At 59.2% G+C, this 20,715-nt stretch carries 16 protein-coding genes; 4 read left to right on the top strand and 12 right to left on the bottom strand.

Annotated elements, in window-relative coordinates; all coding sequences use genetic code 11:
- Positions 1-75: 75 nt before the first annotated feature.
- Positions 76-2,310, top strand: a complete 2,235-nt coding sequence (locus tag ACYVIT_RS09125) for a TonB-dependent siderophore receptor (RefSeq protein ID WP_415807861.1) — start codon at positions 76-78, stop codon at positions 2,308-2,310.
- 116 nt (positions 2,311-2,426) lie between these two features.
- Here the strand turns inward: ACYVIT_RS09125 and pstB are convergent, their stop codons facing one another.
- The 5 genes from pstB to ppk1 all read right to left on the bottom strand — a co-directional run bounded on the left by pstB (position 2,427) and on the right by ppk1 (position 8,548).
- Positions 2,427-3,236 (bottom strand): phosphate ABC transporter ATP-binding protein PstB, encoded by an 810-nt coding sequence (pstB, locus tag ACYVIT_RS09120; RefSeq protein ID WP_415807860.1) that lies wholly within the window; start codon positions 3,234-3,236, stop codon positions 2,427-2,429.
- A gap of 42 nt (positions 3,237-3,278) precedes the next feature.
- The gene (gene pstA, locus ACYVIT_RS09115; protein ID WP_415807859.1) at positions 3,279-4,136 is read right to left on the bottom strand and encodes a phosphate ABC transporter permease PstA; all 858 of its coding nucleotides are present in this window, start codon (positions 4,134-4,136) and stop codon (positions 3,279-3,281) included.
- A gap of 30 nt (positions 4,137-4,166) precedes the next feature.
- Complete coding sequence (pstC, locus tag ACYVIT_RS09110) at positions 4,167-5,183, bottom strand: phosphate ABC transporter permease subunit PstC (RefSeq protein ID WP_415807858.1); 1,017 nt, start codon at positions 5,181-5,183, stop codon at positions 4,167-4,169.
- A gap of 111 nt (positions 5,184-5,294) precedes the next feature.
- Positions 5,295-6,335, bottom strand: a complete 1,041-nt coding sequence (gene pstS / locus ACYVIT_RS09105) for a phosphate ABC transporter substrate-binding protein PstS (protein WP_415807857.1) — start codon at positions 6,333-6,335, stop codon at positions 5,295-5,297.
- Positions 6,336-6,478: 143 nt separating this feature from the next.
- Positions 6,479-8,548: a polyphosphate kinase 1 gene (gene ppk1, locus ACYVIT_RS09100; RefSeq protein ID WP_415807856.1), complete on the bottom strand. Its 2,070-nt coding sequence runs from the start codon at positions 8,546-8,548 to the stop codon at positions 6,479-6,481.
- 179 nt (positions 8,549-8,727) lie between these two features.
- Between ppk1 and ppx the strand changes: the two genes are divergently transcribed.
- The gene (gene ppx / locus ACYVIT_RS09095) at positions 8,728-10,215 is read left to right on the top strand and encodes an exopolyphosphatase (RefSeq protein ID WP_415807855.1); all 1,488 of its coding nucleotides are present in this window, start codon (positions 8,728-8,730) and stop codon (positions 10,213-10,215) included.
- A gap of 146 nt (positions 10,216-10,361) precedes the next feature.
- Here ppx and ACYVIT_RS09090 read toward each other — a convergent pair whose 3' ends face one another.
- The 5 genes from ACYVIT_RS09090 to ACYVIT_RS09070 all read right to left on the bottom strand — a co-directional run bounded on the left by ACYVIT_RS09090 (position 10,362) and on the right by ACYVIT_RS09070 (position 16,255).
- Complete coding sequence (locus ACYVIT_RS09090; protein WP_415807854.1) at positions 10,362-11,162, bottom strand: GNAT family N-acetyltransferase; 801 nt, start codon at positions 11,160-11,162, stop codon at positions 10,362-10,364.
- A gap of 209 nt (positions 11,163-11,371) precedes the next feature.
- Positions 11,372-12,715, bottom strand: coding sequence for a phosphoglucosamine mutase (gene glmM, locus ACYVIT_RS09085; protein ID WP_415807853.1), 1,344 nt, complete (start codon positions 12,713-12,715; stop codon positions 11,372-11,374).
- A complete protein-coding gene (folP, locus tag ACYVIT_RS09080; protein WP_415807852.1) occupies positions 12,712-13,554 on the bottom strand; it encodes a dihydropteroate synthase in 843 nt (280 codons plus the stop codon). The genes glmM and folP overlap by 4 nt, the downstream gene beginning before the upstream one ends.
- Before the next feature lie 27 nt (positions 13,555-13,581).
- Positions 13,582-15,471 carry an ATP-dependent zinc metalloprotease FtsH gene (gene ftsH / locus ACYVIT_RS09075; RefSeq protein WP_415807851.1) on the bottom strand — a complete coding sequence of 630 codons (1,890 nt, stop codon included), beginning with the start codon at positions 15,469-15,471 and terminating at the stop codon, positions 13,582-13,584.
- A 148-nt stretch (positions 15,472-15,619) separates the two neighbouring features.
- The gene (locus ACYVIT_RS09070) at positions 15,620-16,255 is read right to left on the bottom strand and encodes an RlmE family RNA methyltransferase (protein WP_415807850.1); all 636 of its coding nucleotides are present in this window, start codon (positions 16,253-16,255) and stop codon (positions 15,620-15,622) included.
- A gap of 18 nt (positions 16,256-16,273) precedes the next feature.
- Between ACYVIT_RS09070 and ACYVIT_RS09065 the strand changes: the two genes are divergently transcribed.
- Entirely contained in the window at positions 16,274-16,882 is a 609-nt protein-coding gene (locus ACYVIT_RS09065; RefSeq protein ID WP_415807849.1) for a YhbY family RNA-binding protein, read from the top strand.
- A gap of 93 nt (positions 16,883-16,975) precedes the next feature.
- Here the strand turns inward: ACYVIT_RS09065 and greA are convergent, their stop codons facing one another.
- Positions 16,976-17,452, bottom strand: coding sequence for a transcription elongation factor GreA (gene greA / locus ACYVIT_RS09060; RefSeq protein ID WP_415807848.1), 477 nt, complete (start codon positions 17,450-17,452; stop codon positions 16,976-16,978).
- Between the two features lie 347 nt (positions 17,453-17,799).
- Positions 17,800-19,122 (bottom strand): solute carrier family 23 protein, encoded by a 1,323-nt coding sequence (locus tag ACYVIT_RS09055; protein ID WP_415807847.1) that lies wholly within the window; start codon positions 19,120-19,122, stop codon positions 17,800-17,802.
- A 267-nt stretch (positions 19,123-19,389) separates the two neighbouring features.
- Here ACYVIT_RS09055 and ACYVIT_RS09050 point away from each other — a divergent pair, with 267 nt between their 5' ends.
- A complete protein-coding gene (locus ACYVIT_RS09050) occupies positions 19,390-20,712 on the top strand; it encodes an ABC transporter substrate-binding protein (RefSeq protein WP_415807846.1) in 1,323 nt (440 codons plus the stop codon).
- The last annotated feature ends 3 nt before the right edge of the window (positions 20,713-20,715 follow it).

Here is a 20,715-nt window from a genome sequence, read left to right as displayed (position 1 = left end):
CCAATAACACATATCAGGCGCGCCACGAATGTAACTGATGGCGCGCTATCTATTGCGCACCCCGGAGAAATCGGCATGTCCACGCCACCCTTCAAGCGCCAGTATCTAGGCGCCCTGATTACTCTCGCCCTCTCAGGTACCGCTCTGGCCCAAAGCCAGGCTGACGCTCCCCTGCCAAACGACTCTGCCGTCGTACAGGAAATGTCCGCCGTTGAGGTCCTCGGTACGGCAGAGGAAGAAGTGAAAGAATCATTGGGGGTGTCCGTGATCACTGCTGAAGAGATTCAGCGCCGTCCTCCCACCAACGATTTGTCCGACATCATCCGTCGCGAACCCGGCGTGAACCTGACCGGCAATAGCTCCAGCGGCGCACGCGGCAACAGCCGTCAAATCGATATCCGCGGCATGGGCCCGGAAAACACGTTGATCCTGATCGATGGCAAACCGGTGGAGTCGCGCAACTCGGTACGCTACGGTTGGAATGGCGATCGCGATACCCGCGGCGACACCAACTGGGTCCCCGCAGAAGAAGTCGAGCGCATCGAAGTCATCCGCGGCCCTGCCGCTGCGCGCTACGGTTCAGGCGCCATGGGCGGTGTGGTGAACATCATCACCAAACAGCCCAGCGACAAGCCCACGGCCTCCGCCACCTACTACATCAACCAGCCGGAAGACAGCGACGAGGGCAATACCAATCGCGTCAATGCGCGTTTGTCCACACCGATCTCGGACACGCTCAGCATGCGGGTCTATGCCAACTACAGCAAGACCAATGCCGATGACCGCAACATCAACGCGGATCATGCGACGGTCGATGAAAACGGCATCGCCAATACGTCCGGCCGCGAAGGGGTGATCAATCAGGACATCAATGCCCTGTTTGCATGGCGTCCGGACACTCGCAACACGCTCGAATTCGAAATGGGCTTCAGCCGCCAGGGCAACATCTATGCCGGCGACACGATGAACAACGCCAACAGCGAGTTCTCCGACAGCCTGTATGGCAAAGAAACCAACGCCATGTATCGCGAGAATTTCGGCTTGACGCATCGAGGCAACTACGACTGGGGGACCTCTCGTTCGGAACTGTCATACGATTACACGCGCAACGCCCGTCAAGCCGAGGGTTTGGCTGGCGGTCCCGAAGGCGCGCCGACCGATCTAGGCAAAAGCACGGCACGCCTGCGCAGTTTGCGCGCGGCCAGCGAGGCCAGTGTGCCTTTCACGCTCGGCCTGCAGCAAGTAGCGACTGTCGGGGTGGAATACCTGCATGAATCGCTGGACGACCCCTCGTCCCTGCGCCAGAGCTACGATACGGGCACTACAGGCAACGGTATCAACGGCACGCCCAGCGGCGATCGCCCGACCAGGACGAGCCAGGACAGCTACGCCCTTTTCTTCGAAGACAACATCCAGGCCGGCAAGCGCACCATCGTGACCCCGGGCTTGCGCTATGACCACAATAGCGAATTCGGCGGCAATTTCAGTCCGAGCTTGAACCTGTCGTTCAAAGCAACCGACTCGCTGCGCCTGAAGGGCGGTATTGCCCGCGCCTACAAAGCCCCCAACCTGTATCAGTCCAATCCCAACTACCTGCTCTACAGCCGCGGACAAGGCTGCTGGGCCGCCGAAAGCAACTCGGGTGGCTGCTACCTGGCGGGCAACGACAATCTGAAGCCGGAAATCAGCGTCAACAAGGAAATCGGTTTCGAATACGATCCAGGTACGTGGCGCGCCAGCGCCGCGTATTTCCGCAACGATTACAAAAACAAGATCGTTGCAGACACAGAGTATCTGTACCGCTTGAACAACGGCGCGCCCGTGCTGCAATGGACCAATAGCGGTAAAGCAGTTGTAGAGGGTTTTGAGGGTAACCTGTTCATCCCCCTGACCCCGACGTTGGACTGGAACACCAACTTCACCTACATGATGCAAACCAAGAACAAGGACACGGGCGAGCCGCTGAGCATCATTCCGAAGTACACCGTCAACAGCACGCTGGACTGGTTTTACACCCCCGAATGGTCGTTCCAGGCAAACGTGACGTACTACGGCAAGCAAAAAGGCCCGTCGATGAACCTGCGTACAGGTGAAACGCTGGAAGGCGAAGGCCGCCAGACTGTCAGCCCCTATGCCCTGGTGGGTCTGAGCGTAGGCTACGAGCCGAACAGCCACCTGCGTTTCCGCGTCGGGGTAAGCAACCTGTTCGACAAGAAGCTCTATCGCGAAGGCAACGCCAGCTCCGCCGGCGCTGCGACGTACAACGAGCCGGGCCGCGCTTATTACGCAACCATGACTGTGACGTACTGATCGCGAGCTCAGCGCGAATCGCTGACTGGAGCTTCGCCCTGTCGACGGTTTCCGCGATAAAGGTGCATAAAAAAAACGCCAGACAAGTCTGGCGTTTTTTTTTATGCTGCTGGCTATTAACCAAAACGACCCGTAATGTAGTCTTCGGTTTCTTTGCGAGCCGGCTTCACAAAGATCTGGTCGGTGTCGCCGAATTCCATCAGCTCGCCCAGATACATATAAGCAGTGTAGTCGGAACAACGAGCGGCCTGTTGCATGTTGTGGGTCACGATCACGACGGTGTAATCGCTCTTGAGCTCGGCGATCAGTTCTTCGATCTTTGCGGTCGAGATCGGATCCAGCGCCGAACAAGGCTCGTCCAGCAACAGCACTTCAGGTTTGATGGCCACGCCACGCGCAATACACAGACGTTGTTGCTGACCGCCCGACAAGCTATTGCCGCTTTGATGCAGCTTGTCTTTCACTTCGTTCCACAGCGCAGCCTTGCTCAAGGCCCATTCCACGCGCTCGTCCATTTCACCCTTGGACAGGCGCTCGAACAGTTTGACGCCGAAAGCGATGTTGTCGTAGATGCTCATGGGAAACGGCGTGGGTTTCTGGAACACCATGCCGACTTTGGCGCGGATCAACGAAATATCGGTCTTGGACGTGAGCAGGTTTTCGCCGTCGAGCAGAATTTCGCCCTCGGCGCGTTGGCCGGGGTACAACTCGAACATACGGTTGAACGTACGCAGCAGGGTCGATTTGCCGCAGCCCGACGGGCCGATGAACGCGGTGACCTTGTTCTCACGAATCGACATGTTCACATTGCGAATCGCGTGGAACTTGCCGTAGTAAAAATTCAGGTTCTTGACTTCGAGCTTGGACTTGGCTGCGGGAGCAGCGGCCGCGTTGGCAGCTTTGTCGGCGAGAACGGTATTTTCCATTTGTCTTCCTATCACCGGCGCCCCACGGCGCCGGCATGGCAATTACGATTTGCGGAACAGGCTGCGAGCCAGGATGTTGATGCTCAGCACCAGCAGCGTAATCAACGTGGCACCGGCCCAGGCCAGATCGTTCCAGTCTTTGAATGGGCTGGCCGCGTATTGGTAAATCACGACCGGCAGGTTGGACATGGGCGCATTCATGTTCCAAGACATAAACTGGTTCGACAACGCGGTGAACAGCAGCGGCGCGGTTTCACCCGAAATGCGGGCGATGGCCAACAAGATACCGGTAATGATCCCGGTCTTGGCAGCGCGATAGCAGACCAGGGTGATCATGCGCCATTTAGGGCAACCCAGGGCGGCCGTTGCCTCACGCAGGCTGTTGGGGACCAACAGCAGCATATTGTCGGTCGTGCGCACCACCACGGGAATCACCAGGATGGACAGTGCCAGCGCACCGGCCCAGCCGGAATAGTGTCCGACTTGGGACACGTATACGGCATAGATGAACAAGCCGATGATGATCGAGGGCGCGGACAACAGCACGTCGTTCAAGAAACGCGTCGCCGGCGCCAGCCAGCCGCGCTGGCCGTATTCAGCCAGATAGGTGCCCGCCAACACGCCGATCGGCGTGCCGATCAGCGTACCGACACCTGCCATCAGCACGCTGCCGACCACCGCGTTGATCAAACCGCCTTGTTGACCCGGAGGCGGCGTGATCTCGGTGAACAGCGTGAACGACAAGGCGGGTGCGCCTTTGAACAGCAGCGTCAGAATGATCCAGAACAACCAGAACAATCCGAACACCAGTGTGGTCAGCGAGATGGTCAGCATGACCTTGTTGACCAGATTGCGACGGCGATAAATGCCGTTGCTCATGTTGATTGCAGATTCAGCCATGTTTCTTCCCATTAACGTCCGGCAGACCGATCAGCTCTTTTTGCCTTCGGAGGCCGTCGCACGCAACAGCAGCACTTTCGACAGGGCCAGAACGATGGTGGTGATCAGGAACAGAATCAGACCCAGTTCCAGCAACGCGGATTTCTGGAGGCCCCCGGCTTCGTTGAACTCGTTGGCCAGTGCGGACGCAATCGAATTGCCCGGCGCAAACAACGAGCCCGGAAACTGAAAGGCGTTACCGATCACAAAGGTCACCGCCATGGTTTCACCCAAGGCACGTCCCAGCCCCAACATGATGCCGCCGATCACGCCCGTCTTGGTAAAGGGCAGAACCACGCGCCACATGACTTCCCAGGTCGTGCTGCCCAGGCCGTAGGCTGACTCTTTCAGCATGGTGGGCACCAGTTCGAACACGTCGCGCATCACGGCGGTAATGAACGGAATGACCATGATGGACAGGATCAGGCCGGCCGTGAAGATACCGATACCGAACGGCGGGCCGGCAAAGATGCCGCCAATCACGGGGATGCCCCCCAGCACGGAAATCAAGGTCGGCTGCACATACTGCTGGAAAATGGGCACAAAAACGAACAAGCCCCACATCCCGTAGATGATGGACGGAATGGCAGCCAGCATTTCAATTGCCGTACCCAAGGGGCGGCGCAGCCACGCGGGCGACAACTCGGTCAAAAATATCGCGATACCGAATGACACGGGTACCGCGATGATCAAGGCAATGGCCGAGGTCAGCAGCGTGCCGACAATCGGGACAATCGCGCCGTAGTTCTGCTGGACAGGATCCCAATCGTTGGTCCACAGAAACGACAAGCCATACTTGGCCAGTGTCTCGCGGCTGCCATAAATAAGGGACAGCATGATTGCTGCCAACAGAATGAACACCAGAAAGGCAAAAAGCCGCGTGGCGTTCTTGAACAGCGCATCCATTAGCGCGTTATTGTTTTGCTTCATAGGCGAAGGCGTACCGGTAGTGACGGAATCCGTCTGATGAGACTGGCGTGGCACACCATTATCCATTACCGCGCTCATGGATGGGCTTTCCTTGAAATACGCTTAGAGATACTCGGGCCTGGCGGCGCAGACGATGCGCGGACCTTGATGGGCCCGCGCATCGTTACATCTTAGTGGCTACTAAGATGCTTATTTCCAGACGGGTTTGCCGTCAGCGGACTTGATTTCGCTCCAGGTGGCGCGAATTTCAGCCGTCACGTTGTCAGGCAGCGGCACATAGTCCAGCGCTTCTGCGGACTTGGCGCCATTCTTGAAGGCCCAGTCAAAGAACTCGAGCACGGCGCGGCCTTGCTCGGGCTTGTCTTGAACCTTGTGCACCAGGATGAAGGTAGCAGCCGTCACGGGCCACGAAGCGGCGCCCGGCTCGTTGGTCAGGACCACGCCCATGCCAGGCGCGCTCTTCCAGTCGGCGTTGGCAGCAGCGGCAGCGAAAGCGGTTTGTTCGGGTTGCACGAACTTGCCGTCTTTGTTCTGCAGTTGCGTCCAGGCCAGCTTGTTCTGCTTGGCGTAGGCGTATTCGACGTAACCGATGGAGTTCTTCAGCTGGCCAACGTAGGCAGCGACGCCTTCGTTACCCTTGCCGCCCTGCCCGGTGGGCCACTTGACGGCTTTGCCTTCGCCAACCTTTTCTTTCCACTCAGGCGAGACTTTCGACAGGTAGTTCGTCCAGCCGAAGGTCGTGCCCGAACCGTCCGAACGGTGCACCACGATGATGTCCGACGAGGGCAGCTTCAGATCGGGGTTCAGCGCTTTGATCGCGGCGTCGTCCCATTTCTTGATCTTGCCCAGGAAGATATCGCCCAATACGGGGCCGGACAACTTCAGTTCGCCCGGCTTCACGCCGTCGACGTTGACCACAGCCACGGTACCGCCGATCACGGCCGGGAATTGCAGCAGACCGTTCTTTTCCAGGTCGTCGGCCTTCAGGGGATCGTCCGAGGCGCCGAAATCAACGGTCTTGGCTTTGATCTGTTGCTGACCGCCGCCCGAACCGATCGATTGGTAGTTCACTGCGGTATTGGTCGCAGCCTTGTATTCCGACGCCCACTTGGCGTAGACCGGGTACGGGAACGAAGCACCAGCGCCGGTGATATCAGCAGCCTGTACAGCAAAAACGGCGCCGCTCAGCGCAACACCGATGGTAATTTGTTTGAATACGCGGTTGAACATTCGAATTCCTTCTGTGTTCGTTTAGGAGGTCGCGGCGGGCTGTTTCCGCCCGTCCGATCATCGACGTAACGAATGTTAGAAGCCCAACATGACAAGACCATGACAGTCACATACACGAAACGTGTCAGTGTGGGCTGGCGGCCTTATTTCAGCCGTTCCATCAGGAATTCGTGCATATTGAACGCCGCGCGACGGTTGCGCACACGGCTAGAGGTACCGTCGGGCTGCTGATCCCAGGCCAATTGATTGTCGCGCCAGGCATAGGTAAAGGCCTCGTCTATGACCCTCTTTTTCAGATCCTTGTCCCGCACCGGAAACGCAATCTCGACGCGGCGGAAGAAATTCCGGTCCATCCAATCGGCCGAGGACAGATACACGGGCTCGTCGCCATCGGCATAGAAATAAAACACCCGGGAATGCTCGAGGAATCGCCCGACAATGGAGCGCACCCGGATGTTTTCCGAGAGGCCTGGCACCCCTGCTCGCAGCGCGCATACGCCTCGCACCACCAGATCGATCTTGACTCCGGCCTGGCTGGCCTTGTAGAGCTCGGCGATGATCTGTTCCTCGAGCAGGGAATTCATTTTGGCCATGATTTTGGCCTTGCGTCCCTGTTTCGCGGCACGGATTTCCGCCTGGATCAGAGACATCATGGTCTCGTGCATGGTAAACGGCGATTGCAGCAGCGACTTCAGCGTCCGGCGCGCGCCCAAGCCCGTCAGCTGGGCAAAGACCTTGTCCATGTCCTCGCACAAATCTGGATCCGCGGTCAGCAGACCAAAATCGGTGTATAGCCGTGCGGTGCGCGGATGGTAGTTGCCGGTGCCCAGGTGAGCGTACCGGCGCAGCCGCCCTTTTTCGCGGCGCAGCACCAATGCCATTTTGGCGTGCGTCTTGTGCGCCACCACGCCATACACCACATGCGCCCCTACCTCCTCCAGGCGAGCGGCCCAATTGATATTGGTCTGCTCGTCGAAACGGGCCATCAACTCGACCACGACGGTCACTTCCTTGCCGGCGCGCGCCGCCGCCAGCAGGATTTTCATCAATTCGGAGTCTTCGCCGGTGCGATAGATGGTCTGTTTGATCGCCATCACGTCCGGATCCACTGCCGCGGCCGTCAGGAAATCGATCACGGGTTGGAATGACTGGTAGGGGTGATGCAACAACTGATCGGCACGGGCGACGGCCGCGAACAACTCCGCAGGTTTGTCGGCAACCCTGTCCAGCGGCGGCGGAACGGAGCCGTGGTGAGGCGTAAACAACAGATCCGGACGGTTGTCGACGTTGCACAACTGCATCAGCCTGGACAGGTTGACCGGGCCGTTCACGCGATACGTATCATCGGCTGTCAGCGAGAATTCCCGCTGCAGATAAGTTTCCAGATCGTCGGGCGTCAACCGGTCGATCTCCAGACGTACGGCGGCGCCGAAGTTGCGCTGCGACAGTTCGCCCTGCAGGGCGTGGCGCAGGTTGGTAACTTCTTCTTCGTCGACAAACAGGTCGCTGTTGCGCGTCACCCGCCATTGATAGCAACCGAGCATTTCCAGCCCCGGGAACAACTCGCCGACAAAAGCGCGCAGCAACGAGGTCAGCAGGATGTAGCCGTCGGGCTTGCCGGAGAGCTCGGGCGGCATTTTGATCAATCGCGGCAGCGCTCGCGGCGCCTGCACGATGGCAATCGAGGCCTGGCGGCCGAACGCGTCTGCACCCGACAAGGCCACAATAAAATTGAGGCTCTTGTTATAGACCCGCGGAAAAGGGTGAGCCGGGTCCAAGCCGATCGGCGTGAGCAAAGGCATCACGTCGCGATTGAAGACCTTGTGCGCCCATTGCTGTTGCTCGGCATTCCATTCCGAAGCGTGCAACAACGCAATTCCCTCGGCATCCAGGCAGGGAAAAATCTCGTCATTGAGCAGGGTGTATTGGCGATCCACCAGAACGTGGACCTTTTCCTGTACGCGCGCAAAAGCCTCTGAAGGGGTCAAGCCATCAGCCCCGACCAAGGCGGGATTCTGACGCAGTTGTTCCTTGAGGCTGGAAATACGGATCTCGAAGAATTCGTCCAGGTTCGAGCTGACGATACATACGTAGCGCAGGCGCTCCAGCAGCGGCACCTGGGGATTCTCCGCCATCGCCAGCACCCGTTCATTGAACTTCAGCAGGGAAAGTTCACGGTTCAAAAACGGGGGCTCGACCAGCGACGTAGACATACCGGGTTCCAATTCTAGAGACAAAGGCTGCGGTTTTACTGCAATTGTGTGACTATTCCATGACAGTCTGAAATATATGCCTAGCCTACGCCAAAACGATGACATCCGTTGGCGATTATGGGGCGCTGTCACATCGGTTCCTTATAATTGGCGCTCTTACAGCCTTATCGACATCCCGCATGGACCACCTCCTGGCCGCCGTAGACCTCGGTTCCAACAGTTTTCGCCTGTCTATCGGACGGGTCGTCCAACAAGAAGGCGGTCCCCAGATCTATCAGATCGACCGCCTCAAAGAAACCGTACGGCTGGCCGCGGGACTGGATCAGGACAAGCGGCTCAGCGACGAGGCGGTGGATCGCGCCGTGTCAGTCCTGGAGCGTTTTGGCGAACGCCTGCGCAGCTTTCATCCCAGCCGGGTGCGCGCCGTCGCGACCAATACGTTTCGCGTCGCCCGGAATACCCAGGAGTTTCTGCCCCGCGCCGAGGCGGCGCTGGGCTTTCCGATCGAGGTGATTGCCGGGCGCGAAGAAGCCCGGTTGATTTATCTGGGCGTAGTGCATTCCCTGCCGCCATCGGCCAACAAGCGGCTGGTGATCGACATCGGCGGCGGCTCGACAGAGGTCATCATCGGCAAGGGCTTTGAGCCGGGCTTGATGTCATCGCTCTATATGGGCTGTGTCAGCTACAGCCGGCAGTTTTTTCCCGATGGCGTCGTCGATGCCCATCAGATGAAGCAAGCCGAGCTCATGGCACGCCGGGAAATCGAAGTCATCGCCAAGCAATACCGCAAGACCGGCTGGAAAGAGGCGTATGGGTCCTCGGGTACGGCCAAGGCGTTGTACGCGATCCTGACGGAATGCGGTTTTTCCGAAGACGCCATCACGCGCGCGGGCTTGAACAAACTGAAAGAACGCATCATCCGCTCGGGCCAGGTCATTCCCGAGGAACTCCCCGGTATCAAGCTGGAACGGGCAGACGTGCTGCCCGGCGGCTTGGCCATCATGAGCGCCCTCTTTGACGAATTGGGCATCGACCGGATGCACACTGGCGAAGGCGCACTGCGTGTCGGGGTTCTGTATGACCTGCTGGGCCGCGACGCTGCCCACGACAAGCGCGACGAGTCCGTTCACCAGTTCATGAAGCGTTATCACATAGATAACAATCAGGCCCAACGTGTACGCCAGGCCGCGGTGACATTTTTCGACTCGATTTATGCTCCTGACGAAGGTCACAGCGAGCTGCGCAACGCATTGGGCTGGGCCGCCAATCTGCATGAAGTGGGGCTGTCAATCGCCCATAATGCCTACTACAAGCACACCGCCTACGTGCTGGACAATGCCGACATGCCCGGCTTTTCCCGGGCAGACCAGCAACTGCTGGCGCTGTTGGCGCTGGGGCATCAGGGCAAGCTGGTCAAACTCGAACCCCTCGTCCGAGACCGCAGCCAATGGATTGCCATCCTGTGCCTGCGCTTGGCAGTGTTGCTGATGCGCCGCCGTACCGACATTCCTCAACTGCCGTTGAGCGTGTCGGTTCGAGGCGAATCGATCGTGGTTCGAGTCAAGCAGGACTGGCTGACCAAGCACCCGCTCAGCGACTTTACCTTGCGCGCCGAAGAATCAGAATGGCGAAAAGTCGGTTTCTCGTTCGAGCTGCTTGAGTTCTAGCCGGAACGGGCGCGTGGCCCGCCGAATGAGCCGGATGCGCAGTCTTCTGAGGGCCCTCTGAACGGGGCTGCGCCCACTCCGCCCTGCACGGGCAGAAAGGGATTTGGGGGCAACTCCGCGTTTCCTTGAGAGCAGCCCTCGCATGATCAAATCACCTCGGCAGCAACGGGATCCAGCCCGAAATGGCGCCGGTAACGGCTGTCCATCTGGGTCATGTCCAACAGAACCGGAAAATCCGCGGCGTTGAAATCCGGGTCCCAGGCAGGCTCGCCGCAGATACGCGCACCCAGCTTCATATAACCCTTGATGAGCGGCGGGACGCGCGCGGGCAAGGTGCTGTTCAAGAGCTCGACGGGATAACGATGCAGCGGCTCGACGCGCGGGGCATCTGGATCTTTCAAGTGACTGGCGATATTGCGCCATACCTCGGCAGCCGTCACGCCGTCATCACGCAGACTGACACTGGCACAACCCAGCATATAGCGATAGCCGCCGCGGCGCATGAACTCGGCCAGACCGGACCACAGCAACATGATGGCAGCGCCGCTACGGTGTGCAGCATGCGTGCAAGAACGGCCGACTTCGACCAACTCGCCACGCAGCGCCCCGAGGCCGGACAGATCAAATTCGGACTCGGAATAATAGCCGCCCGCTGCGAGCGCCTTTTCCGGAGTCAAGATGCGATAAGTACCCACGACCCTGCCGGTGTCGAGCTCTCGCACCATCAAGTGCTCGCACCACGGATCAAAGCGGTCTTGCTCGATGCCATCCTGCGCATCGGGGAACACTGCCCCCATGTCCTCGGTAAAAACGGTATACCGCAGGCGCTGAATCTGCTCGACCTCATCGGCCGTGCTCGCCAAGCCCACGACCAAGACGTGCGAGGCAGAACCCGTCCAGGGTTCGGCGTTGTCACGCCGGGCATCGATACGTGCTAATTCGAGCATTGCGCAGGACTCCTTGAGGTATGCACAGTGTGGAGGCCGGATATGTCAGGCTTCTGACAAAAATATGACATGACCATGAAGTTTACGCCCATCCGAACAATCTCGAATTAAATCAATATAAATCAAAATAAATCAAACAAACTCGTTTGACGAATAAAGGGCCGGCTCCATCAGGACCCGGCCCCCCTTTTTATGATCGCGACACAGAATCAGTTGAGACTGGCCGCCAATTTTTCAGCGCTGGCCTCAGCCAAAGCAGCGTCTTCTGCTTCGACCATCAATCGCAATTTAGGTTCGGTACCGGACGCTCGAATGAGCACACGGCCACGCCCTGCCAATTCGGCTTCGACGGCTTGCGCTGCCACCACCAGGCCCGAATGCGATTTCCAGTCGGTTCCCGGCGTCCAGGCGACGTTGATCATCTTTTGTGGATACATGCGCAAATCGCCCAACCATTGCGACAAACTCTCGCCACTGCGGCGCAAAGCCGTCAGCACTTGCAAGGCGGCAATGATGCCGTCGCCAGTGGTATGGCAATCCAGGCACAACAGGTGTCCGGAGCTCTCGCCCCCGAACAGCCAGCCGCGCGCCTGCATTTGCTCCAGCACATAGCGGTCGCCGACTTTGGCGCGTTCGAAACCAACGCCCAGGCGCTGCATTTCCCGCTCGAAACCATAGTTGGTCATCAAGGTACCGACCACACCAGCCACTGGACCCTGCATCATGCGTTCGCGCACGATGGCGTACAGCAGCTCGTCGCCGTTATAGATGCGGCCCTCGCCGTCGACCATCTGGAGCCGATCGGCATCGCCATCCAGGGCAATGCCCAGGTCCGCGCCACGCGCCTGGACGACTTTCACCAACGATTCGGGATGCAATGCCCCCACGCCTTTGTTGATGTTGAAACCGTCGGGCGAAACACCGATGGCGTGCACATCGGCACCCAACTCGCGGAATACGTGAGGTGCGACGTTATACGCGGCACCATGCGCGGCATCGACAACGATCTTCAGGCCATTCAAGTCCAGCTCGTTGGGGAACGTGCTTTTGCAAAACTCGATATAGCGGCCCTGCGCGTCTTGCATTCGACGGGCGCGGCCTAGTGCTTCGGACCCCAGGCAACCCAAGGGCTCATCCAGCTCGGCTTCGATTTCGGCCTCGACTTCGTCGGGTAATTTCATACCTTGAGTCGAAAAAAACTTGATGCCGTTGTCTTGATAAGGATTGTGCGACGCGCTGATCACGATACCGGCTGCCAGACGGAAGGTACGGGTCAAGTATGCAACGGCTGGCGTTGGCAACGGCCCGGCCAGCAACACGTCGATACCCGCCGCGGACAAGCCCGCCTCCAGCGCCGATTCAAGCATGTAACCGGAAATACGCGTGTCCTTGCCGATCACCACTTGCGGGCGGCCGTGGCCGCGCTCGCTGTACTGGCGTGCCAGAACGCGTCCTGCCGCGTACCCTAGACGCAAAGCGAAAGCCGCATTGATCACCTCGCCGCCCACCTCGCCGCGCACTCCGTCAGTCCCGAAATACTTGCGTTGTGTCATGCTCGAATAGCTCCTTGTTCAGATGCGTACCAGACTTTCAGGGCATCTACCGTCTCCGCCACATCGTGCACACGCACGATCGAGGATCCGTGCGCCACGCAGGCCAGCGCACCGGCAATACTGCCGGCCAGGCGATCGGCCACGGGCTTGCCGGTGGCGTCACCGATCATGGTTTTGCGTGACAACCCTGTCAGTAATGGATAACTGGATACGCGCAGACTGGAGAGCCTGCGTAATAGTTGATAGTTGTGATCCGCCGTTTTGCCAAAGCCAAAGCCCGGGTCCAGGACGATACGCCGCGGATCGACCCAGGCGGCCCGCAGACGTTGCGCGCGAGCCCCCAGAAATACGCCGATCTCGCCAAGCAGATCGGTATATTCCGGCGCCCGTTGCATCGTGCCGGGTTCGCCTTTCATGTGCATGATGCACAGCCCGCAGCGCGACTGCGCCACGGCGTCAATAGCCCCAGGCTGGCGAAAACCGTAGATGTCATTAATCATGTCGGCGCCCGCGTCCAGCACAGCGCGCATGACCTCTGGCTTGAAGGTATCGATGGAAAGCGGGACACCACAGTCGCGCAGCGCCTCGATGACGGGCAGCAAACGCGCCAGCTCGTCCTGGGCCGAGACAGGTTCGGCCCCTGGCCGCGTGGACTCGCCGCCTAGATCCAGAATCTGCGCGCCCTCGTCAATCAAGCGTCGCGCATGGCTGACCGCCGCGTCGGTATCTGCGTGCTGGCCACCGTCGGAAAACGAATCGGGCGTGATATTGACAATGCCCATGACGAGCGGGCGCTCGAGATCAAACTCGAAGCGCCCGCACAGAAAGGTGTTGGCCATATAAAACGATAGAAACTCGAAAGCAGCTTAGACCGCGGCCGGCGTACTGCTGCCACCCGGCGCCAACCCGGAGGGCGGCGTATCGGTGCTATCTGCCGGACCTTGCGGCGTCTTGGGCGGACGCGGCGGACGGCCCGAGGTAATGTCCTCGATTTGATCCGCGTCAATGGTTTCCCATTCGAGCAGCGCGCGGGTCATTGCCTCGACCATATCGCGGTGATCTTCCAGGATCTTGCGCGCCACGCCGTATTGCTCGTCGATGATGCGACGGATTTCGAAATCCACCTTTTGCATGGTGGCTTCGGACATGTGGGTGGTCTTGGTCACGCTGCGGCCCAGGAACACCTCGCCTTCGTTTTCGGCATAAACCATGGGGCCCAATTCGTCCGTCATCCCATAACGGGTGACGATGTCGCGGGCGATGGCGGTGGCGCGCTCAAAGTCATTCGAAGCGCCTGTCGTCATCTGATTCATGAAGATTTCTTCGGCAATACGGCCACCGAACAGGACAGCAATCGTGTTCAGCAGGCGGTCCTTGTCCATGCTGTAGCGGTCGCCTTCGGGCAACTGCATCGTCACGCCCAGCGCACGGCCACGCGGGATGATGGTGACCTTGTGCACGGGATCAGTCTTGGGCAGCATGCGCGCCACGATGGCATGACCGGACTCGTGGTACGCGGTGTTCTTGCGTTCTTCTTCGGGCATGACGATCGAGCGGCGCTCGGCACCCATGATGATCTTGTCTTTGGCCTTTTCGAAGTCGGTCATGTCGACGGTGCGGCCATTACGGCGCGCTGCAAACAAGGCGGCCTCGTTGACCAGGTTGGCCAGGTCGGCACCCGAAAAGCCCGGGGTACCGCGCGCCAGGATGCTGGCATCGACGTTGGTCGACAGCGGGACCTTGCGCATATGCACGCGCAGAATCTGTTCGCGGCCACGGATGTCGGGCAGCGGCACCACGACCTGGCGGTCGAAACGGCCCGGACGCAGCAAAGCAGGATCCAGCACATCGGGACGGTTGGTCGCGGCAATCACGATCACGCCCTGGCCCGACTCAAAGCCGTCCATTTCCACCAGCATCTGGTTCAGCGTCTGCTCGCGTTCGTCGTTACCGCCGCCCAGGCCTGCGCCACGCTGGCGGCCCACGGCGTCGATTTCGTCGATAAAGATGATGCAAGGCGCCTGCTTTTTCGCGTTTTCGAACATGTCGCGCACGCGGGCAGCACCCACACCGACGAACATTTCGACGAAGTCAGAACCTGAAATGCTGAAGAACGGGACCTTGGCTTCGCCAGCGATGGCCTTGGCCAGCAGGGTTTTACCGGTACCGGGCGAACCGACCATCAGCACGCCGCGCGGAATACGGCCGCCGAGTTTCTGGAATTTGGTGGGATCGCGCAGGAAATCGACCAGTTCCTGGACGTCTTCTTTGGCCTCGTCGCAGCCAGCCACGTCAGCAAACGTGATCTGGTTGGTGTTCTCGTCCAGCATACGGGCACGCGATTTGCCGAAGCTGAACGCCCCGCCCTTGCCACCGCCCTGCATCTGTCGCATGAAAAATACCCAGACGCCGATCAACAGCAGCATTGGGAACCACGATACGAAGATGCTCATCAGCAGGGACGGCTCCTCGCGGGCTTTGCCCGAGACGTCCACGCCGTACTTCAGCAGATCGGACACCATCCAGATGTCGCCCGGCGACGTCAGGGTGTACGAACGGCCCGTATCAGGGGTGACATACAGAACATCCGCCTGCACGTCTACCTTGCGAATACGGCCTGCCTTGGCATCCTCCATGAACTGGGTGTAACTCACGCCGTCTTGCGATTGCGCACGCCCATCGAACTGTTTGAATACCGTGAACAGGACCAGTGCGATCACCATCCAGACCGCGACTTTAGAAAATGAGTTGTTCAAGGTCGATCTCCTGCTTTTGATTCCGACCGGTGACCGCACCCCCGCGCATATGGCACAGTCACAAGTATGTCAATAGTTCATTCTACCCTGTCGGGAGGGGTTCCGTCTGAAAGCCCGATAGGCGCCTGATACATCATTGTCAAAAAACCTAAAGTTTCAGGTCACGCGCCACTAGAAAAGTCTCCGAGGACTTGTCCCGGGAGGCTTTGGGCTTGCGTTCCACCACACGCTTGAAGCGCTGTTTGAAGCTTTGCACGATCTGCGAAAAACCGCTGCCGTGAAAAGCCTTGACGATCAGCGCGCCGTCGGGCTTGAGGTGGTTGCAGGCAAATTCCAGCGCCAGATCGCAAACATGCTGAATGCGAGCCGAATCGGCAACACCAACTCCCGACAAGTTGGGGGCCATGTCCGAAATAACAAGGTCTATCGGCTGGCCGCCCACTAATTCTTGCAACTGTTGCAAAACGTCGTCATCGCGAAAATCACCCTGGATGAATTCGACGCCAGCGACAGGTTCCATAGGCAGGAGATCCAGCGCGATAATGCGGCCGTCGACCGTGCCCCCAGGGCCGGCCAGACGCTCGCGCGCCACCTGTGACCAGCTGCCTGGCGCCGAGCCGAGGTCGACCACGATGTTGCCCCGACGCATCAGTTTTTCGGCATCGAGGATCTCGATCAATTTGAACGCAGCACGTGCCCGATAGCCCTTTTGTTGCGCCATCTTCACATAAGGGTCGTTAATGTGCTGGTGTATCCAGTCTTTAGAGAATTTCTTTTTGGCCATTACCGTACAATTCCACGCATGCCTATATTAGAACTCACCTCACGCGAGCGCAGCGATTTGCGCTCGGCCGCCCACCCCCTCAATCCGGTCGTCCTGATCGGAGACAACGGGCTGACCGACGCGGTCTTGAAAGAAATCGACCGCGCCTTGACATCCCATGGGCTGATCAAGGTACGCGCAGGCGGCGCCGACCGCGACGAACGCGAGGCCATGCTGGCGACCATTTGCGACACGCTGTCGTGCGCATCGGTGCATCATCTGGGCAAGATATTGATCTTGTTCCGCCCGCTGCCCGGTAATGTAGCCTCTGCGCCGGCCGAAGGCACCCCCGCACGTCGCAAGGCATCCGAGCCTCATACCCCCAAGAAAATGGCGGCCGAGGGCAAAACCCTGTCCAAATCCGCGCCCGCTCGCAAACGAGCCGCGCCTGAAGTGTCGGCCAAAAAATCCTTTTTGGGGCGGGATGACCTCAATAGCGCTGGCCGTCCGATGCGTCCGACGACCAAGAAAAAATCCAGCACCACATCGCATGGCATTCCGCGCCGCTCTGGTAGCGCGCTCAGCCTGCGAGCCGGCGCCCGCAGCGGGCTGCGCGCCTCGGCAGGACGCAAGACCACCAAAAAGTAAGACAGTGAAGCAAGCTGGCCTGGCAACAGGCCGGCCCCAACTCAACGCCCACACCCACCGGCCTGGCATCGCTTGGGGCGGATATCCATCACACTACAGGTAGCGCACGCTCAGGACTTCGTATTCGCGAATGCCCGAAGGAGCCTTCACCTCGACCACGTCGCCTTCGGATTTGCCGATCAACGCACGAGCGACCGGGCTGGACACCGAAATCAGGTTGGATTTGATGTCGGCCTCGAGATCCCCCACGATCTGATAGGACAGGCGATCGCCCGAATCCAGGTCCTCGATATCCACCGTCGCGCCAAACACGGCGCGGCCTTCTGCATTCAATGCCGCCGGATCAATCACATGCGCATTGGAAAGCGTGCCCTCGAGTTCTGAGATGCGGCCTTCGATGAAGCCTTGGCGCTCGCGCGCGGCATCGTACTCGGCATTTTCCGACAGATCGCCCTGGGCACGGGCCTCGGCAATAGCATTGATCACGGAGGGGCGCTCAACAGTTTTCAGCCTGTGCAATTCGGCTTGCAAACGCTCGGCTCCGCGCGCGGTCAGAGGAATGGCAGACATGTCGTTTCCCAACAAAAAGTAGAAAACGCCCCGAATGGGAGCGTTTCGGTAAAAAAAAATGCAATCAGACTCAGGTCCATCGCCACGATGGCGGGACAAGCCAATGATACAAACTAAAGATCAAACAGGCAGGAACGGTATCGGGCCCGATTTATTAGTAGGGTATCTGGCCGTGCGTCCCGGTCAGCCATTAGGCACATCTACGCGTGCCGGCGACCAAAACAAAACCCCGGCTCGGATTTGGAACCGGGGCAAGCAAGACCTCATTGTGGTCAAAATCCGCCAGAATTGCAAGCCATGCGAGCCCCCTCATTCCAGGCAAGCCAGCACGCAAAATCTATGTAGATTTACACCACCTGACGGCCGCTGCGTTGCAACAAAGCGTACAAAATGATCGCGCCGAACGTAGCGGTACCGATGCCCCCCAGAGTGAAATCCCCGAGTTTGATCGTGAAATCGCCGGCCCCCAATACCAAGGTCACGGCAGCCACGATCAGATTACGGTTATCGCTGAAATCGACCTGACTCACCACCCAGATCCGTGCGCCCGCGACGGCAATCAGCCCGAATACGACCACTGACATACCGCCCAGCACCGGGCCCGGAATCGTTTGAATCAGTGCGCCGAATTTCGGCGAGAACCCCAGCAGGATCGCGATCACTGCCGCCACCACAAATACCAGCGTCGAATAGATGCGCGTCACGGCCATCACGCCGATGTTTTCCGCGTAGGTAGTCACCCCTGTTCCGCCGACGGCGCCGGACACCATCGTGGCCACCCCATCGCCAATGAAGGCGCGCCCCATGTAGCGGTCCAGATTCTGTCCCGTCATGGCGCTGACGGCCTTGATATGCCCCAGGTTCTCGGCCACCAGGATGATGGCGACCGGTACGATCAAGCCCATGGCGTCGGCCTTGAATACGGGTGCGGCGAAATGAGGCAGGCCGAACCATGCCGCCGCAGCAACGCCCGAAAAATCGATGGGCTTGCCCAGCCCCAGGCCATTGGCGCACACCGCATAGATCAGGCACGCCAAGAGCAGCCCCACCAGGATCAGCAAACGCTGAATCGTGCCGCGCGTGTAGACGGCAATCCCGCCCACGCACAGCACGGTCACGACCGCCATCCCCGTTTCAAACCCCGAACTGCCCATCGCACCCTTGGCTGCGATAGGCGCCAGGTTCAGTCCGATCACCGCCACCACCGCGCCCGTTACGACCGGCGGCATCAGACGCTCGATCCAGGCGGCGCCGCCATCGCCCCGCGCATTGGCCGCGGCCACGATGATTCCGATCACGGTATAGGCCAGGCCGCACGCAATGATCGCACCTAGCGCTACACCTATATTGGCGTTCGGGCCCGATCCGGCATAGCCTGTGACGGCCACCACGCCACCGATAAAAGCAAAGCTGGATCCCAGGTAGCTCGGCACCCTGCCGCCCACAAACAGGAAAAAGATCAGCGTGCCGATCCCCGACATCAGAATGGCAACATTGGGGTCAAAGCCCATGATCAGCGGCGCCAATACGGTCGAGCCAAACATGGCCACCACGTGTTGAGCGCCCATGGCAATGTTTTTGGGCCCGGACAAGCGCTCATCCGGCGCGATGACAGCGCCAGGCACGGAATCGTCGGCCAGCTTCCAACGCGGAAAATAAGAATTCGGCATGAAATCCCCTGTATCAAGACAGGAATAATTAATCGGCGGGCGAAGTGTAGGGGGCCGCGCGTTTGCCGGCAATCCGGTTAAGCCCGCGAACGGGAAGACGCTGATCATAGTGAACAAACAAGCCCGCCATCGACAGACCGGCACACACTCAAATGCGTTGCAGCAAACCACGCAGACTAATGGGCCGCATCAAAATTTGTGATTGGACGCTGGGCACCTCCGTCGCTACCTTGTTCCAACAATTTCAAAACACTACGGAGACAAATCATGCCCCTCATGCGCACTGTCCTCGCGTCAGCCCTGCTGGCTGCCTGCGCGCCCGTGCTGGCCGGCACCGTCACGGTCATCACGTCTTTTCCCAAGGACCTGACTCAGGCGTATAAATCAGCATTCGAGAAAGCCAACCCCGGCATCACGCTGGAAATCCTGAATAAAAACACGGTCTCAGGCATTGCCTACGTACGCGAGACGCCAGCAGGCCAGCGGCCCGAGGTCTTCTGGGCCAGCGCTCCCGATGCCTTTGAAGTACTGGGCCGCGAAAAACTGCTGAGCCCTGCGCCCGACGCCGCCAATGCCGAAGTCCCGGACAAAATCGGCAGCTATCCCATCAACGATCCGGGCGGCTTGTACATGGGCCAGGCCCTGGCCGGCTACGGCATCATGTACAACACCCGGTACATCAAAGCCCACAAACTCACGCCGCCAGTCGAATGGAAAGACCTGCTGGCGCCGCAGTGGTTTGGCCACCTGGGCATGACCGCGCCCTCGCGCTCGGGCACCATGCACTTGACCGTCGAGACCATACTGCAAGGCGAAGGCTGGGCCGATGGGTGGCAAACGCTGCTGCGCATGTCGGGTAACGCCAGCCAGATGACGGAGCGATCGTTCGGTGTTCCCGATGGGGTGAACAATGGCCAATTCGGCGCAGGCCCGGTCATCGATTTTTTTGGCCTGTCCAGCAAATACTCCAAGTTCCCGGTCGAGTTCGTCTATCCGTCTGAAACTTCGGTCGTTCCCGCAAATATTGCGCTGATCGCGGGCGCCAAGAATACCGAGGAAGGCAAGAAATTCATCGCCTTCACGCTCAGCAAAGCGGGGCAGGAGCTGCTGCTAGAGCCCAAGATTTCGCGACTGCCGGTATTGCCGTACAAGGATTTGGCCGGAAAAATCCCGCAGGGTTATCCAGACCCGGCTGAAATCGCCCAGCGCAGCAAAGTGCATTTCGATGCCGACTTGTCCCAGACACGTTATTACGTCGTCCAAGCCTTATTCGACCAGACCATCACGTTCCGCTTGAGCGATCTGCAGGCCGCTACCAAAGCCATTTACGAAGCCGAGCAAAAACTCGGCGACAAGGCAAAAACAGGCCAGGCCGCCGAACTGCTGGACCAGGCCCGCAAGCTGGCATGGTCGCCATTGATCGATCCCAAGACGGCGGCAGATCCGGAGTTCCTGAAAGTCTTTACCCGCGACAAGAAAGACGCCTCGACCAACAAGCAGATCACCCAACTCGAAGGCGAATGGAGCGGCAAGGCCAAGGCGAACTACGAGCAAGCGGTCAAACTGGCACGGCAAGCCGCCGCGCTGTAATGG

The organism is Bordetella muralis (assembly GCF_054781015.1).
The sequence above is the reverse complement of the archived record's forward strand: the minus strand, read 5'-3'. Positions and strand labels throughout refer to the sequence as shown.

Bases quoted from the DNA above. Each gene is read 5' to 3' on its own strand.
- ACYVIT_RS09125 (WP_415807861.1), top strand. From the start codon at position 76: ATGTCCACGCCACCCTTCAAGCGCCAGTATCTAGGCGCCCTGATTACT.
- ACYVIT_RS09050 (WP_415807846.1), top strand. From the start codon at position 19,390: ATGCCCCTCATGCGCACTGTCCTCGCGTCAGCCCTGCTGGCTGCCTGC.
- pstC (WP_415807858.1), bottom strand. From the start codon at position 5,183: ATGAGCGCGGTAATGGATAATGGTGTGCCACGCCAGTCTCATCAGACG.
- folP (WP_415807852.1), bottom strand. From the start codon at position 13,554: ATGGCCAACACCTTTCTGTGCGGGCGCTTCGAGTTTGATCTCGAGCGC.
- ppk1 (WP_415807856.1), bottom strand. From the start codon at position 8,548: ATGTCTACGTCGCTGGTCGAGCCCCCGTTTTTGAACCGTGAACTTTCC.
- ACYVIT_RS09070 (WP_415807850.1), bottom strand. From the start codon at position 16,255: ATGGCCAAAAAGAAATTCTCTAAAGACTGGATACACCAGCACATTAAC.
- glmM (WP_415807853.1), bottom strand. From the start codon at position 12,715: ATGACACAACGCAAGTATTTCGGGACTGACGGAGTGCGCGGCGAGGTG.
- pstS (WP_415807857.1), bottom strand. From the start codon at position 6,335: ATGTTCAACCGCGTATTCAAACAAATTACCATCGGTGTTGCGCTGAGC.
- greA (WP_415807848.1), bottom strand. From the start codon at position 17,452: ATGTCTGCCATTCCTCTGACCGCGCGCGGAGCCGAGCGTTTGCAAGCC.
- ACYVIT_RS09065 (WP_415807849.1), top strand. From the start codon at position 16,274: ATGCCTATATTAGAACTCACCTCACGCGAGCGCAGCGATTTGCGCTCG.
- pstB (WP_415807860.1), bottom strand. From the start codon at position 3,236: ATGGAAAATACCGTTCTCGCCGACAAAGCTGCCAACGCGGCCGCTGCT.
- ACYVIT_RS09055 (WP_415807847.1), bottom strand. From the start codon at position 19,122: ATGCCGAATTCTTATTTTCCGCGTTGGAAGCTGGCCGACGATTCCGTG.
- ppx (WP_415807855.1), top strand. From the start codon at position 8,728: ATGGACCACCTCCTGGCCGCCGTAGACCTCGGTTCCAACAGTTTTCGC.
- ACYVIT_RS09090 (WP_415807854.1), bottom strand. From the start codon at position 11,162: ATGCTCGAATTAGCACGTATCGATGCCCGGCGTGACAACGCCGAACCC.
- pstA (WP_415807859.1), bottom strand. From the start codon at position 4,136: ATGGCTGAATCTGCAATCAACATGAGCAACGGCATTTATCGCCGTCGC.